This window comes from Streptomyces sp. NPDC085524 (genome assembly GCF_044541755.1).
In the GTDB taxonomy this organism is placed as follows: Bacteria; Actinomycetota; Actinomycetes; order Streptomycetales; family Streptomycetaceae; genus Streptomyces.
On the sequence record NZ_JBITTH010000038.1, the window covers coordinates 42,523 to 56,477 of the forward strand.

The 13,955-nt window shown below is 71.5% G+C and carries 14 protein-coding genes and 3 tRNA genes; 5 read left to right on the forward strand and 12 right to left on the reverse strand.

Annotation, left to right across the window (positions count from 1 at the left end):
• Positions 1-29 precede the first annotated feature (29 nt).
• Positions 30-1,049: an adenosine deaminase gene (locus tag ACIGFK_RS38375; protein WP_376658106.1), complete on the forward strand. Its 1,020-nt coding sequence runs from the start codon at positions 30-32 to the stop codon at positions 1,047-1,049.
• Here the strand turns inward: ACIGFK_RS38375 and ACIGFK_RS38380 are convergent, their stop codons facing one another.
• The 10 genes from ACIGFK_RS38380 to ACIGFK_RS38425 form a co-directional block, all read right to left on the reverse strand.
• Entirely contained in the window at positions 1,050-1,466 is a 417-nt protein-coding gene (locus ACIGFK_RS38380) for a hypothetical protein (protein ID WP_376658107.1), read from the reverse strand.
• A gap of 16 nt (positions 1,467-1,482) precedes the next feature.
• Positions 1,483-2,598: a UDP-N-acetylmuramate dehydrogenase gene (locus ACIGFK_RS38385; RefSeq protein WP_376658111.1), complete on the reverse strand. Its 1,116-nt coding sequence runs from the start codon at positions 2,596-2,598 to the stop codon at positions 1,483-1,485.
• A complete protein-coding gene (locus ACIGFK_RS38390; protein WP_376658108.1) occupies positions 2,595-2,993 on the reverse strand; it encodes a DUF3291 domain-containing protein in 399 nt (132 codons plus the stop codon). Before ACIGFK_RS38390 ends, ACIGFK_RS38385 begins: the two co-directional genes overlap by 4 nt.
• Positions 2,994-3,072: 79 nt before the next feature.
• Positions 3,073-4,569 carry an MFS transporter gene (locus ACIGFK_RS38395; protein ID WP_400055555.1) on the reverse strand — a complete coding sequence of 499 codons (1,497 nt, stop codon included), beginning with the start codon at positions 4,567-4,569 and terminating at the stop codon, positions 3,073-3,075.
• An 82-nt stretch (positions 4,570-4,651) separates the two neighbouring features.
• Positions 4,652-5,221: a TetR/AcrR family transcriptional regulator gene (locus tag ACIGFK_RS38400; RefSeq protein WP_376658110.1), complete on the reverse strand. Its 570-nt coding sequence runs from the start codon at positions 5,219-5,221 to the stop codon at positions 4,652-4,654.
• Positions 5,222-6,743: 1,522 nt separating this feature from the next.
• Entirely contained in the window at positions 6,744-7,172 is a 429-nt protein-coding gene (locus ACIGFK_RS38405; RefSeq protein ID WP_376661709.1) for a MaoC family dehydratase, read from the reverse strand.
• Position 7,173: 1 nt separating this feature from the next.
• Positions 7,174-7,626 carry a MaoC family dehydratase N-terminal domain-containing protein gene (locus ACIGFK_RS38410; protein ID WP_376661710.1) on the reverse strand — a complete coding sequence of 151 codons (453 nt, stop codon included), beginning with the start codon at positions 7,624-7,626 and terminating at the stop codon, positions 7,174-7,176.
• A 150-nt stretch (positions 7,627-7,776) separates the two neighbouring features.
• Positions 7,777-7,941 (reverse strand): 50S ribosomal protein L33, encoded by a 165-nt coding sequence (gene rpmG / locus ACIGFK_RS38415; protein WP_007265873.1) that lies wholly within the window; start codon positions 7,939-7,941, stop codon positions 7,777-7,779.
• Positions 7,942-8,027: 86 nt separating this feature from the next.
• A tRNA-Met gene (locus ACIGFK_RS38420) sits at positions 8,028-8,100 on the reverse strand.
• Between the two features lie 48 nt (positions 8,101-8,148).
• Positions 8,149-8,221: transfer RNA gene (locus ACIGFK_RS38425), tRNA-Thr, on the reverse strand.
• A gap of 375 nt (positions 8,222-8,596) precedes the next feature.
• Between ACIGFK_RS38425 and ACIGFK_RS38430 the strand changes: the two genes are divergently transcribed.
• Together ACIGFK_RS38430 and ACIGFK_RS38435 are read left to right on the forward strand one after the other, a co-directional pair.
• Entirely contained in the window at positions 8,597-9,883 is a 1,287-nt protein-coding gene (locus ACIGFK_RS38430; RefSeq protein ID WP_376661711.1) for an amidohydrolase family protein, read from the forward strand.
• A 53-nt stretch (positions 9,884-9,936) separates the two neighbouring features.
• On the forward strand, positions 9,937-10,593 hold the full coding sequence (locus ACIGFK_RS38435) for an SDR family oxidoreductase (RefSeq protein ID WP_376661712.1): 657 nt from the start codon (positions 9,937-9,939) through the stop codon (positions 10,591-10,593).
• Positions 10,594-10,639: 46 nt separating this feature from the next.
• Here the strand turns inward: ACIGFK_RS38435 and ACIGFK_RS38440 are convergent, their stop codons facing one another.
• Both ACIGFK_RS38440 and ACIGFK_RS38445 read right to left on the reverse strand, forming a co-directional pair.
• Positions 10,640-11,038 carry a DUF3574 domain-containing protein gene (locus tag ACIGFK_RS38440; RefSeq protein WP_376661713.1) on the reverse strand — a complete coding sequence of 133 codons (399 nt, stop codon included), beginning with the start codon at positions 11,036-11,038 and terminating at the stop codon, positions 10,640-10,642.
• Between the two features lie 146 nt (positions 11,039-11,184).
• Positions 11,185-11,266, reverse strand: a tRNA-Tyr gene (locus tag ACIGFK_RS38445).
• Positions 11,267-11,466: 200 nt separating this feature from the next.
• On the opposite strand from ACIGFK_RS38445, the gene ACIGFK_RS38450 reads away from it, so the two are divergent.
• Positions 11,467-11,955, forward strand: a complete 489-nt coding sequence (locus ACIGFK_RS38450) for a YajQ family cyclic di-GMP-binding protein (protein WP_150209206.1) — start codon at positions 11,467-11,469, stop codon at positions 11,953-11,955.
• Positions 11,956-12,154: 199 nt separating this feature from the next.
• The gene (locus ACIGFK_RS38455) at positions 12,155-13,591 is read left to right on the forward strand and encodes a SulP family inorganic anion transporter (RefSeq protein WP_376661714.1); all 1,437 of its coding nucleotides are present in this window, start codon (positions 12,155-12,157) and stop codon (positions 13,589-13,591) included.
• Positions 13,592-13,955 lie beyond the last annotated feature (364 nt).

Genomic DNA, 13,955 nt, shown 5'->3' on the forward strand with positions numbered 1-13,955 from the left:
CGAGCGCAGCGGTACGGCAGGATCGCCAAATGGAGCACGTACGCGATCTCACGCTTCTGCCGAAGGCCCACCTCCACCTCCACTTCACCGGCTCGATGCGCCCATCGACCCTCCTGGAGCTGGCCGACAAGTACGGCGTCCGCCTCCCTGAGGCCCTCACCGCCGGCGAGCCGCCGAAGCTGCGCGCCACCGACGAGCGCGGCTGGTTCCGCTTCCAGCGGCTCTACGACGCCGCCCGCTCCTGCCTCCGCGAGCCGGAGGACATCCAGCGCCTCGTGCGCGAGGCCGCGGAGGAGGACGTACGGGACGGCAGCGGCTGGCTGGAGATCCAGGTGGATCCCACCTCCTACGCCCCCCTCCTCGGCGGGATGATCCCGGCCGTCGAGCTGATCCTCGACGCCGTCGATTCGGCCTCCCGGGAAACCGGCCTCGGCATGCGGGTCCTCATCGCCGCCAACCGCATGAAGCACCCCCTCGACGCCCGCACCCTCGCCCGCCTCGCGGTCCGCTACGCCGACCGCGGCGTCGTCGGGTTCGGGCTCTCCAACGACGAGCGCCGCGGCATGGCCCGCGACTTCGACCGGGCCTTCGCGATCGCCCGCGACGGCGGCCTCCTCGCCGCCCCGCACGGCGGCGAGCTGACCGGCCCGTCCTCGGTCCGGGACTGCATCGACGACCTGCACGCGGCCCGCATCGGGCACGGCGTACGGGCCGCCGAGGACCCGCGGCTCCTCAGGCGGCTCGCCGACCGGCAGATCACCTGTGAGGTGTGCCCGGCCTCCAACGTGGCCCTCGGCGTCTACCAGCGGCCCGAGGACGTGCCGCTGCGCACCCTCTTCGAGGCCGGGGTGCCGATGGCCCTGGGTGCGGACGACCCGCTGCTCTTCGGGTCGCGGCTGGCGGCCCAGTACGAGATCGCCCGCCGCCACCACGGCTTCACGGACGCGGAGCTCGCCGAGCTGGCCCGCCAGTCGGTGCGCGGTTCGGCCGCGCCGGAGGACGTACAGGCCAAGCTGCTGGCCGGGATCGACCACTGGCTGGCGTCCTGATCACCGGGTGAGCCGCAGGTCCCCCTCGTAGCAGTCGGCGCGCACCCGGCCGCCGTCGGGGAAGCCGATCTCCAGGTGGGTGCGGCCCTGTTCGGGGAGCGCGAACTCGGCGACCGAGGCGACGATCTCGCCGAGGTGGCGCAGGAAGGGGTGGTCGCCGAGGTCCTCGCCGACCTCGATGCGGCCCCACTCCCCCATGTCGTACGGCTCGTGCGGCGGGGCGGACTCCACGATCAGGCACTGGTCGGAGCCGGTCGTGATCCGGATGGAGTCGCCGACGCTGTCGATCAGCCAGACGTCGAGGGGGGCCTCGGAGCGCTCGCCGTCGCTGACGTGCCAGGACGCGACGACTCGGCTGAGCGTGCGGCCCACGAGGCGAGTGGGGTCCGTACCGGCCCCGTGCAGGGGACAGAGCATGGGCGGCCGGGGCTCCTCAGATGCTGACGCCGACCGTCACTGGTTCGTTGACCAGGGTGACGCCGAAGGCCGCGTGGACGCCCGCGACCACCTCGCGGGCCAGGGCGAGGAGGTCCTCGGTGGTGGCCTCGCCCCGGTTGGTCAGTGCGAGGGTGTGCTTGGTGGAGATGCGCGCCGGGCCGGTGCCGTAGCCCTTGGTGAATCCGGCCTTGTCGATCAGCCAGGCCGCGCTGGTCTTCGTACGGCCGTCACCCGCGGGGTAGGCGGGCGGGGTGGTTTCGGCGCCGAGACGGTCCTGGACGCGGGCGAGGAAGGCGGCGTAGGCCTCGTCGGTCAGGATCGGGTTGTGGAAGAACGAGCCGGCCGACCAGGTGTCGTGGTCGGCGGGGTCGAGGACCATGCCCTTGCCGGCGCGCAGGCGCAGTACGGTCTCGCGGGCGGTCGCGGCGGGGACCCGGTCGCCGGCCTCGACGCCGAGGGCGCGGGCGGTCTCGGGGTACTTGATGGGCGCGGAGAGCCCGCCCGCGTCCTCCAGGGCGAAGCGGACGCGGAGGACGACGTAGCGCTCGGGCTGGTCCTTGAAGGTGCTGTTGCGGTACCGGAAGGCGCATTCGGCGGCGGTCAGCGTGACCGTCTCGCCCCGGGTGCGGTCGTAGGCGACGACCTCGGTGATGGTGTCGCAGACCTCCTGGCCGTACGCCCCGACGTTCTGGATCGGGGTCGCACCGGCGGAGCCGGGGATTCCGGCGAGGCATTCGATGCCGGCCAGGCCTGCCTCGACGGTGCGGGCGACGGCGTCGCTCCAGTTCTCGCCGGCGGCGAGCTCCAGGGTGGTGCCGTCGAGGGTGAAGCCGGTGGTCGCGATGCGCAGGGCGGTGCCCTCGAAGCCCCGGTCGCCGATGACCAGGTTGCTGCCGCCGCCGATGACCAGGAGCGGGGTGCCGCTCTCGTCCGCGGCGCGGACGGCGGCGACCACCTCGGCGTCGGTGGTCGCGGTCACCAGACGACTGGCGGGACCACCGAGGCGGAAGGTGGTCAGCGGGGCGAGGGGGGCGTCGTGGAGTTCCTGCACGTGGACAAGAGTACGGTCCGCGCCCCTCGCATCCCTGCGGGGCCACGGACCGCGGCTCAGTGGCGTGACTTCTCCTCGGCCAGGCGGCGCTCCGCCTCCTCCCAGCCGATGGGCAGCTCGGAGGCCCGTACGGTCCAGAACGTGAAGGCCGATTCCTTCATGTACGCGCTGGCCGCGCGGGAGCTGGACCGGTGTGGCTCGCTGCGGGCGAAGCGGTAGAGCGCGTCCCGGTCCTCCCAGGCGGAGAGCGTGAGGAAGGTCCGGCTGAAGACCCGGGCCCGGAGGGCCGTGCCGTGGGCTCCGGGGGCCTTGCGGATCTGGCCGATGATGCCGGGGGCCTTGAGGAAGAACTTGAGGGCGCCGATGAGGGTGGCGGTCTCGAAGCGGGAGGCCATGACGTAGACCTCGGCGTCGGGGCCGGCCTGCGTGGGCGTGGACCAGGGGATGTCGGGCATGACTGGCTCCTCCGTCGTGCGGACTACGAGGACAGTAAGGGTCTCAACTGCTTTTCGGCTACTACATTTACGCGATCGGTCAGCCGCCGACGCCGACCTCGTCCGGGACCCCGGCCTCGGCGGGCGCGGGCGCAGCCGCCCTCTTCGGCCCCTTCTCGGCCTCCTTCTCGGCCTCCTTCTCGCCCTTGGGCCTGCGGGGCAGCAGCAGGGCGAGGCCCGCGGCCAGGGCCACGGCGGCCGCGCCGATCCACAGGGCCGGGACGGTGCCGTCGGTGAAGGCCTGCGGGGACTCGTAGCCGCCCTGGGCGGAGAAGACCGAGGCCAGGACGGCCACGCCGAGGGCTCCGCCGACCTCGCGCAGGGCGTTGTTGGTGCCGGAGGCCTTGCCCTGGTCGGCGGGGGCCACGGTGGACATCAGCACGTTGGCGGCCGGGGCGAAGTAGAGGGCCATGCCGATCCCGCTGAGGATCAGCGCGGGGAGCTGCGCCGCGTACGAGACGTCCGCGCTCAGGATCGTGGCGAACCAGCCGAGGCCGACGGCCTGGAACGCGAGCCCGGTGGCGACGACGGGACGGCCGCCGATGCGGTCGGAGAGGATCCCGGCGATCGGGGCGACGATCATCGGCATACCGGTCCAGGGGAGCATCCGCAGCCCGGCCTCGGTCGGCGAGTAGCCGGCGACGCCCTGGAGGAACTGGCTGAGCAGGAAGATCGACCCGAACATGCCCAGGAACATCAGCAGGCTGGCCAGGTTGATCCCGAAGAAACCTCGGTTGCGGAAGAGCCTCATGGGGAGCATGGGGTTCGCGTTGTTGAAGCCGTGGTGGATGAACCCGCCGACGAGCGCGGCTCCGACGATCAGACCGGTGAGCACGGGGGCGCTGGTCCAGCCCTTGGCGTTGGCGTTGACCAGGGCGTAGACGATGCCGAAGAGCCCGCCGCTGATGAGCAGGGTGCCGGGGATGTCGAGGCGCGAGCCGGGGGCGGTCGACTCGGCGAGCCGGAGCCGGGCGAGCGGTATGAGCGCGAGTCCGATCGGCACGTTCAGCCAGAAGATCCACTGCCAGGAGATGTGCTCGGTGAGGCTGCCGCCGATCAGGGGGCCGCTGGCGACGGCGAGGCCGGTGACGGCGCCGTAGATGCCGAGCGCCATGCCGCGGCGGGCCGCCGGCACGGCGGCGGTGAGCAGGGTCAGGGTGAGCGGCATCATGATCGCCGCGCCGACGCCCTGGACGGCGCGGGCGGCGATGAGCGCATCGATCCCCGGCGAGAGCGCGGCCGCGGCGGAGGCGCCGGTGAACACGGTGAGCCCCGCGATGAACAGCTTCCGCCGCCCGAACCGGTCACCGAGGGCGGAGCCGAAGAGGAGGAGGACGGCGAAGGTGAGCGTGTAGGCGTTCACCGTCCACTCCAGGTCCTCCAGCTTGCCGCCGAGGTCCTCGCGGATGGCGGGGAGGGCGGTGGTGACGACGAGGTTGTCGAGGGCGGCCATGAAACTGGCGACGCCGGTGATGACGAGGGCCCAGACGGCGGGCCCGCGGAGTCTGGTGTCCGAGCCGGTGGCTTGCGTGTTCACGATTCCCCCTGCGGATTGTTCGTTAGTAATTGATGACTAACTTTCGCGTGCATGAGTGTGCCGCCGGACGGGCGGCACATCCTCACTTGCCCAGACGGCCACTGGTGCGGGCCTCGGGGTACAGCCCCTCCCAGACCCGGTGCTCGGGCGGGAAGCCCATGGCCGCGAGGGTGTTGATCAGCATCCCGTGCGCCATGAAGGTCGTCGTCTCCCTCACGTCACCACCGAGCGGCACGTGAACGGTGTCCCAGAGCTCCATCCACCCCTTCCGGACGAGCTCCCCGAGCTCGTGATCGCCGGCTGCCTCGGCGGCGGCGACCGCGACGTACATCTGGAGCTGCATCTGAAGCTTGTCGGGATCCTCGGCGATGAGCCGCGTGTACGCGTTGGCCATGGCCTCCGTGGCCTCTTCGCCCCTCAACCCTTCGGAAGCAGCGGCCATGACCTCGCGGGTCTCGGTGAGACACCGCCCGGCGGCAGCCAGGAACATCGAGAGCTTGTTGGGGAAGAGCCGGAAGAGATACGGCTGCGAAACCCCCACCCGCTTGGCGATCGCCTCGGTGGAGGTCCCGTAGTAGCCCCCACGTGCGAACTCGTGCACCGCCGCACGAATGACGCTCTCACGCCGCTCTTCTGCGCTCATCCTTGCCATGCTTCTAAGTTAGTACTCAATCACTAACTTGACAAGGGGGGTGGGCGGGGCGTGGGCGGGGGCGGGACATGCAGGTGGGGTGGGGTGGGGTGGGGTGGCGGCGGCCGGCGACATCCTGTGCGGCGGGGTGGGGGGTGGTGGCGGGACTTCGGCTGGGCGGAATCAGAGAGGGCTTGGGGGTTTCCCGTCAGTCCCATGGTCCTTCCGTGTCGGGCCGGCTTGTCAAGGGCGCTCCTCCTTCGTCGTCGCGTCGCTTCGCGATCGCCTACGGCGACCCTTGACAGGCCGTCCCGCCCCGGAAAGACAAGGACTGCCGGGAAACCCCCAAAAGAACGGGCCGGTCCGCAATTCCAAGGACGGCCGTGTCAGCGATGTCCGACCCCGCTGCGGCCCGCCACTCTCCCCTCGGGCCCTCCCAGCCCGCTCCCCGGACCGGCCAGGCGGCCACCCACCCCCGAACCTCGACCACAAGCCCCTCGGGGCAGATCGGGCGCACGAAATCGCTACGCGCTCCTCGGATCTCGGCGTCTGCGACCCGTCCGGGGCTGATCTGACGCAACAGATCGCTACGCGCTCCTCCTTGACGGCGTCCGACGGCCGTCCGGGGCCGGTCAAGGCGCCAACGATCGCTACGCGCTCCTCCGGGACGGCGCCTGACCGCCGTCCCGGGCGGAAACAGGCCCAAACAGCGGCCATGTCGAGCTGTACTCACGTCAGGCAGCAGAGCAACCGAAAAGAGGGATCGAATTGCCCCAATTAGGAGGATTTGGGGGTGGGGTTGTGGTGAGGTCTTCGTCTTGAGGTGGATACAGCTCGGATAGGCCGAGGATTCACCACTCCAACCCTCCCACCGGCCTCTTCAGGTGAAGATTTCAGCTCCCGCCGTCCCTCTCCGGCTGTGATCAGCCCCAGGTGACGGTCGGACGCCGTCATCGAGGAGCGCGTAGCGATCGGTCGCGCTATGACCAGCCCCAGGCGGCCGTCGGACGCCGTGAGGGCGAAGCGCGTAGCGATCTGGGGCGTCGGACCAGCCCCAGACGGGTCGCAGACGCCGAGATCCGAGGAGCGCGTAGCGATCTGTTGCGCCCGGCTGGTCCGGGGAGCGGTCTGGGAGGGCCCGGGGGAGAGTGGGGGCCGGAGCGGGGTCGGGCATCGTCGACACGGCCGTCCTTTGTCCTCGGACCGGCCCGTCCTTTTGGGGGGTTCCCGGCTGTCCTTTGTCTTTCCGGGTCGGGACGGTCGGTCAAGAGTCGCCGAAGGCGATCGCGAAGCGACGCGACGAAGGAGCGCTCTTGACGGACCGGCCCGAACCGGAAGGACGATGGGACAGCCGGGAACCCCCCAAGACCACTCTGATTCCGGCCGGCGCAAGTCCCGCCATCGCCCCGGCCCCGCCGCGGAGGACGGCTCGGGCGCTCCCCGGCCCCCGAGAGGACGGGTGGGCAAACACGGGCCCGGAGCGGGGCCCGAAGGGGCACACGTCCCGCCCCAGCGTGAACCCGTACCCCCCGCCCCCACAGCCTCAGGCCAGTTCGACCACCGCGCGCGACATGCCCAGGACCTTCTGGCCCGCGCTCGTCGCCGTCAGGTCCACGCGGACCCGCTTGTCGTCGAGCTTCGCCGCGACCTTGGCCGACACCTCGATCAGCCCGCCCTGGTCGTCGTTCGGGACGACCACCGGCTTCGTGAAGCGCACGCCGTACTCGACCACTGCGCCCGGGTCGCCGACCCAGTCGGTGACCACGCGGATCGCTTCGGCCATGGTGAACATGCCGTGCGCGATCACGTCCGGCAGTCCGACTTCCTTGGCGAACTTCTCGTTCCAGTGGATCGGGTTGAAGTCACCGGAGGCGCCCGCGTACCGCACCAGCGTGGCGCGCGTCACAGGGAAGGAGGCCGCCGGCAGCTCGGTGCCGACCTCGACATCGTCGTACTGGATCTGCGCTGCCATGTCAGGCCTCCTCGGGGGCGCGGGAGACGAGCTTCGTCCAGGCCGTCACCACGTGCTCACCGGTCTCGTCGTGGACCTCGCCACGGATGTCGATGATGTCGTTGCCCGCCATCGACTTCACTGCCTCGATGGTGGAGGTCACCGAGAGGCGGTCGCCTGCCCGCACGGGGCGGGAGTAGGCGAACTTCTGGTCGCCGTGCACGACGCGGCTGTAGTCCAGCCCCAGCTGCGGGTCCTCGATCACCTGGCTCGCCGCGGCGAAAGTGATGGCGAACACAAAGGTCGGCGGAGCAATCACATCGGAGTAGCCGTGCGCCTTGGCGGCCTCGGGATCCGTGTAGACGGGATTTGCGTCACCCACGGCGACCGCGAACTCGCGGATCTTCTCCCGGCCGACCTCATACGGATCGGTGGGCGGGTAGCTCCGCCCCACGAAGGACTGGTCGAGAGCCATGACTCACTACCTCCACAAAGAACAGGTGCATCACAAGGACAAGACGGCATACGAGCGGACGGGCGGGGGAAGCCCGCAAACGACACGAGGCCGCCCCCCGATGAAGGGGACGACCTCATGACGTTGCCTGTATTCGAGACTTCGCTAGGGTCAGCGGGTCTCGCGGTGCGCGGTGTGCGAGTTGCAGCGCGGGCAGTGCTTCTTCATCTCCATGCGGTCCGGGTTGTTACGCCGGTTCTTCTTGGTGATGTAGTTCCGCTCCTTGCACTCCACGCAGGCCAGCGTGATCTTCGGGCGGACGTCGGTGGCAGCCACGTGAGTGCTCCTTGACGGATTGGGACGGATGAACGCATAAAAGAGTAGCCGATCGGGAGACCGACCCCGCAATCGGCTACTGGGTGTAGCGGCGACCGGACTTGAACCGGTGACACAGCGATTATGAGCCGCTTGCTCTACCGACTGAGCTACGCCGCTTTGATGTGATCGGCTCCCCACCCGAGGGTGGGGAACCTCTCTCACCAGAGCCCCAATGCGGAATCGAACCGCAGACCTTCTCCTTACCATGGAGACGCTCTACCGACTGAGCTATTGGGGCGAGCGATGAAGACATTACACGCTTGCCCGCCCATCGCCCAAATCCTTTGCGGGGACTGGGCTCCGAGGGGGTCCGGCGGCCTTTCTTGATCGGCTCCCGAGCCGCCCCGGCCCCCATTCACCCCCCGAATGTGTCCGGGGTCACCCCGCGCCCACTCCGCTCCCCCTCCCCCTCCCCTCCCCGTCCCCACCCGCTCCCCACCGGCATCCCGGCTCGCCCGCACGCGCCGGGCGCGTGGGCACCACACCGGTACGACTATTGCGCTCTTCCCTGAAGCGCGGTGCGCCGCGCCCTAGGCTCTGAGCACGCTGCGTGATCTTGGGCCACGGGCCGCGGTCAAGGCCCAGGAACCGCCCGAGCCACCGCAGGAGCGCGATGTCCGACAGCCAGCCGCAGCAGCCGTCCCACTCCCCGCGCAACGGCCGTGGCGAGAGCGGCGGTCTCGGGAACGCAGCCGCCGCCGAAGCCACCACCCTGCTGCTCGCGGGGGCCCGTCTCACCGACGGCCGAACCGTCGACGTCCGCCTCAGCGGCGGCCGCATCCAGGCCGTCGGCACCGCGGGCAGCCTTCCCTCCCCGGCGCTGTCCCGGGTGGACCTCAGCGGCTATCTGCTGCTCCCCGCACCGGCCGAGCCGCACGCCCACGGGGACACCGCCCTGACCGCCGACGGCGAGGGGCCCGTCTCCTACGGTCCCGACGAGGTCCAGCGGCGGGCCACCGAGGCCGCGCTGCTCCAGCTCGGCCACGGCGCCACCGCCGTGCGCTCGCACGTGCGGATCGGCGACGTCCACGGCCTCGGCCCGCTGGAGGCCGTGCTCCAGGCCCGCCGCTCCCTGCGCGGGCTCACCGACCTGACCACCGTGGCCGTACCCCGGCTGCTGACCGGAGTGGCCGGCGCGGACGGGCTCGCCATGCTGCGGGACGCGGTCAAGATGGGCGCCTCGGTGATCGGCGGATGTCCCGACCTGGACCCCGACCCGGCCGGGTTCCTCGAAGCCGTCCTGGATCTTGCCGACGAGCACGGCTGCCCCGTGGACCTGCACACGGACGGTGACGACCCGGCCCGCCTCTCCCGGCTCGCGGCCATGGCCGGCGGACTGCGGCCCGGGGTGACCATCGGCCCCTGCGGCGGCCTGTCCCGGCTCCCGCTGGACGCGGCGACCCGCGCCGCCGACCAGCTGGCCGCGGCCGGCGTGCGGGTGACCTGCCTCCCGCAGGGCGACTGCGCGGCCCTGGAACGCCGCGGGCTGCGCACCGCGCCCGTGCGGCTGCTGCGGGCCGCCGGGGTGCGGGTCTCCGCCGGCAGCGGGGCGCTGCGGGACGCCGGGAATCCGGTCGGCCGCGGCGACCCGCTGGAGGCCGCGTACCTGCTGGCCTCCCAGGGCGGCCTGCGGGCCGGGGAGGCCTACGAGTCGGTCAGCGCCTGCGCCCGCGAGGCCATGGGCCTGCCCGAGGTGCGGGTGGAGGCCGGGTTCCCGGCGGAGCTGCTCGCCGTGCGCGGGGACCGGATCGCGGGGGTGCTGTCCCTCGCGTACAGCCGCATCGTGATCCACCGCGGGCGCGTGGTAGCCCGTACGAGTGCCGTACGGGAGTACTGCGACTCCGCGGTCGCGGTGGCCCTGGACCTGCCCCGGCAGGGCCGTACGGAGCCCGGTCCCTGAGCTTTCCCGTGCCGTCGCGGGCGGGGGCGCCCTGCTCGTCGTACGGTCGGGACATGCGCATCGTCATCGCGGGTGGACACGGTCAGATCGCGCTGCGGCTGGAGCGCCTGCTCGCCGTGGGCGGATACGAGGTGGCGGGCATCATCCGCGACCCGGCGCAGGGCAACGACCTCAGGGAAGCGGGCGCCGAACCGGTGCTGTGCGACCTGGAGTCGGCGACGGTCGAGCACGTGGCCGGGATCCTGCAGGGCGCGGACGTGGCGGTGTTCGCGGCCGGCGCCGGTCCCGGCAGCGGTGTCGCGCGCAAGGACACCGTGGACCGGGCCGCGGCGGTGCTCTTCGCCGATGCGGCCGAACGGGCGGGAGTGCGCCGCTTCCTGATGGTCTCTTCGATGGGTGCCGACGCGTGGCACGAGGGCGACGAGGTCTTCGACGTCTACCTGCGGGCCAAGGGCGAAGCCGACGACCACGTCCGTACCCGGCTGGGCCTGGAGTGGACGGTGCTGCGCCCCGGCTCGCTGGTCGACGACGCCGGTACCGGCCTGGTCCGCCTGGAAGCGCACACGGGGCGCGGGACCGTCTCGCGGGACGATGTGGCGGCGGTCCTCGCGGAGCTGGTCGAGACTCCGGCGACCGCGGGTCTGACGCTGGAGCTGATCGCCGGCTCGACCCCGGTCGAAGTGGCCGTCAAGGACGTGGCGGGCAACTGACCGCCGCCGGGCGGCCCGCACGGCGGCTCACCCGCTACCCGGGGTCTCAGAACGCGGCGCTGACCTTGTCGTCCGACCGCCCGACCGAGTCCTGCTGGTACTGGTCCTCGTAGGCCTGCCGGATCCGCTCGACCCGGGCGTTCCGCTCCTTGGCCTCCTTCTCGGGGTACAGCAGCACCACCTCGTAGGAGGTCTCGCGGACGGCCTTGCCGTCGTTGCCGCGCCATTGGCCGTACCCGTCGTGGACGGTCAGCCCCTCGGGGAAGGCGGGGGTGATCTCCCGTTCCAGGAACCGCATGAACTCCCGCTCCTCGACCGGGCCCCGTCCGTCGGGACGCGCGGTGCCGAAGTAGAGCCTGGTCTCCTGGTACGGCTTCCCCACGTGCGTGTCGAGCGCCGCCCCCACCAGTGCCGGAAGGCTCGCTCCCAGCAGGGCGATGAGCACGCCGCCGCCGACCTTCCCCCGTGTGTCAGATGTCCATTTCACCCTTGGTGAACGACGGGGCCTGCGCGACGATGCGGCCGATGATCGGCTGCGCCGGTGAAATGCGAAGAAGACCCCCGTTACGAGTAACGGGGGTCTCTCTCGCGTGGCGGCGCCAGGGTTCGAACCTGGGTAGGCTGAGCCGGCAGATTTACAGTCTGCTCCCTTTGGCCACTCGGGCACACCGCCAAGATTTGCTGCCATTTTTTCCGCCTTCCGGCGGCGCTCCCTGGCAACGACGTAAACGATACCTGATGACCGGGGGTGCTTCGCCACCGGATTGATCAGCACCTGCGGTGAGTCCGGTGGCTAGGCTTTGCCGAGCGGGCCGGGGACGTCCGGCCGCGCCCTCCGGGGCCGCCACAACCGACTTCAAGGAGCCACAGCACATGGCCGACTCCAGTTTCGACATCGTCTCGAAGGTCGAGCGGCAGGAGGTCGACAACGCCCTCAACCAGGCCGCCAAGGAACTCTCCCAGCGCTACGACTTCAAGGGCACCGGCGCCACGATCGCCTGGTCCGGCGAGAAGATCCTGATGGAGGCGAACTCCGAGGAGCGCGTGAAGGCCGTCCTGGACGTCTTCGAGACCAAGCTGGTCAAGCGCGGCATCTCGCTGAAGGCGCTGGACGCCGGCGAGCCCCAGCTGTCGGGCAAGGAGTACAAGATCTTCGCCTCGATCGAGGAGGGCATCTCCCAGGAGAACGCCAAGAAGGTCGCGAAGATCATCCGGGACGAGGGCCCCAAGGGCGTCAAGGCCCAGGTGCAGGGCGACGAGCTGCGCGTCAGCTCCAAGAGCCGTGACGACCTGCAGGCCGTCCAGGCGCTGCTCAAGGGCAAGGACCTGGACTTCGCGATCCAGTTCGTGAACTACCGCTGACCCAGGTCGGCGGACTGCCTCCACGCGGCCCGGTGGTCCTCACGGACTGCCGGGCCGCGGCGTTGCGGGGGCCCTCGGGAGTGTGTGCGGGGCGTGTGCGGCGCACGCGCCATCGAGGGCTTCCGTGGCCACTTGGGCAGCGGTGGGTGCGCCCACCACGCTGGGTGACATCCATCACCGCGTGGCAGGGGGTTCCCACATGCCTGGGGCAGGCACGTTTCGCGAAGACTTCGGGGCGTCCGTGGTCGTCGCACTGGTCGCCCTCCCCCTGTGCGTGGGGGTGGCCGTCGCATCCGGGGTGCCGGCCGAGCTGGGGATCGTCACCGGGGTGGTCGGCGGGCTGGTCACCGGGTGGTTCCGCGGGAGTTCCCTGCAGGTGAGCGGGCCCGCGGCGGGACTCACCGTGCTGGTCTACGAGGCGGTGGGGTCCTACGGCCTGCCCGCGCTCGGGGTGCTGGTGCTGGCCTCCGGGGTGGTGCAGCTGGGCATGGGGGTGCTGCGGCTCGGGCGGTGGTTCCGGGCGATCTCGGTCGCCGTGGTGCACGGGATGCTGGCCGGGATCGGGCTCGTGCTGATCTCGGGGCAGCTGTACGCGCTGGGCGGGGTGGAGGCTCCGGGGCACACCCTGGCGAAGCTGGCCGGGGTGCACGAGCTCGGAGCGCGGGCCGACTGGGCGGCCGTGGCGCTCGGGGCGGGGACCATCGCGGTGATGGCCGCCTGGCGCCGGATGCCCGCCCGGTGGCGGCTCGTGCCCGGGGCGCTCGTCGGCGTGGCGGCCGCCACCGCCGCGGCCGCGCTGCTGCGGCTGCCCGTCGAGCGCGTCCGGGTGACGGGGGTGCTGGAGGCGGTGGCCCTGCCGGACTGGGGCGACTTCGGGGTGCTGGCCTCGTTCGGGGCGCTCGGGACGGTGGCCGCGCTCGCGCTGATCGCCTCCGCCGAGACCCTGTTCAGCGCAGCCGCCGTCGACCGGATGCACGAGGGGCCCAAGACGGACTACGACCGGGAGCTGGTCGCCCAGGGCTTCGGGAACGCCGTGTGCGGGCTGCTCGGGTCGCTGCCGATGACCGCGGTGATCGTGCGCAGTGCCGCGAACGTGGAGGCCGGAGCGCGCACCCGGGCGGCCAGGGTGCTCCACGGCGGCTGGCTGCTGCTCTTCGCCGTCGCCTTCCCGCAGGTGCTGGAGGTCGTGCCGCTCGCCGCGCTGGCCGGGGTACTGCTGCACGCGGGCTGGAAGCTGCTGCCGGCCCGTGCCGTGCACGCGCTGTGGCGGACGCACCGGGGTGAGGCGGTGGTGCTGCTGGCCACGGCCACCGCGATCGTGGTCACCAACCTCTTCGAGGGGGTGCTGTTCGGGCTGGGGCTCGCCATCGCCAAGGCGGCCTGGGAAACCTCCCACGTGCACATCGAGGAGGTGCGGGACGAGGCCGGGCTGTGCGTCCGGGTGGTGGGCAACGCCAGCTTCCTGCGGCTGCCCAAACTGCTGGACGCGCTGGACGCCCTGCCGCCCGCCGAGCCGGTGCGGCTCGACCTGAGCGGGCTGCGCCACCTCGACCACGCGTGTCTGACGGCCCTCGAAGGGTGGGAGCGGGAGCGGACGCCATTCCCCGGACGTGAAGGCGTCATCCGGCCCGGTTAGCCTCCGCCCGTGACAGACGCCGGCATCTTCGCCGCCTCGCCCCGGCGGCCGGCGCGGCGGGCGGCGCGCTCCTCGCCGCCCTCGCGGTGGCGGCGGTCGTCGCCTACTGCAACGCGCACTCCTCGGCGCGGCTCGCCGCCCGGTACCCGGCCTCCGGCGGCACGTACGTCTACGGGCGGGAGCGGCGCGCGCTGGCCGCCGTACATCCCCGGCACCAGGTCCCGCGCCATGCGGAGCTTGCCGTGGGTGCGGTCGTGGCGGTGCTCGCGGCGACCGTCGATCTGCGGGGGCGATCGGTTTCTCGTCCTTCGGAGTGCTTGCCTATTACGCGATCGCGAACGCTTCCGCCTGGACTCTCGATTCA

Coding starts and splice junctions, on each gene's coding strand:
- ACIGFK_RS38390 (WP_376658108.1), bottom strand. CDS start 2,993: ATGCCCGACATCCCCTGGTCCACGCCCACGCAGGCCGGCCCCGACGCC.
- ACIGFK_RS38375 (WP_376658106.1), top strand. CDS start 30: ATGGAGCACGTACGCGATCTCACGCTTCTGCCGAAGGCCCACCTCCAC.
- ACIGFK_RS38405 (WP_376661709.1), bottom strand. CDS start 7,172: ATGGCAGCGCAGATCCAGTACGACGATGTCGAGGTCGGCACCGAGCTG.
- ACIGFK_RS38435 (WP_376661712.1), top strand. CDS start 9,937: ATGCGCATCGTCATCGCGGGTGGACACGGTCAGATCGCGCTGCGGCTG.
- ACIGFK_RS38380 (WP_376658107.1), bottom strand. CDS start 1,466: ATGCTCTGTCCCCTGCACGGGGCCGGTACGGACCCCACTCGCCTCGTG.
- ACIGFK_RS38410 (WP_376661710.1), bottom strand. CDS start 7,626: ATGGCTCTCGACCAGTCCTTCGTGGGGCGGAGCTACCCGCCCACCGAT.
- ACIGFK_RS38450 (WP_150209206.1), top strand. CDS start 11,467: ATGGCCGACTCCAGTTTCGACATCGTCTCGAAGGTCGAGCGGCAGGAG.
- ACIGFK_RS38400 (WP_376658110.1), bottom strand. CDS start 5,221: ATGGCAAGGATGAGCGCAGAAGAGCGGCGTGAGAGCGTCATTCGTGCG.
- ACIGFK_RS38430 (WP_376661711.1), top strand. CDS start 8,597: ATGTCCGACAGCCAGCCGCAGCAGCCGTCCCACTCCCCGCGCAACGGC.
- ACIGFK_RS38455 (WP_376661714.1), top strand. CDS start 12,155: ATGCCTGGGGCAGGCACGTTTCGCGAAGACTTCGGGGCGTCCGTGGTC.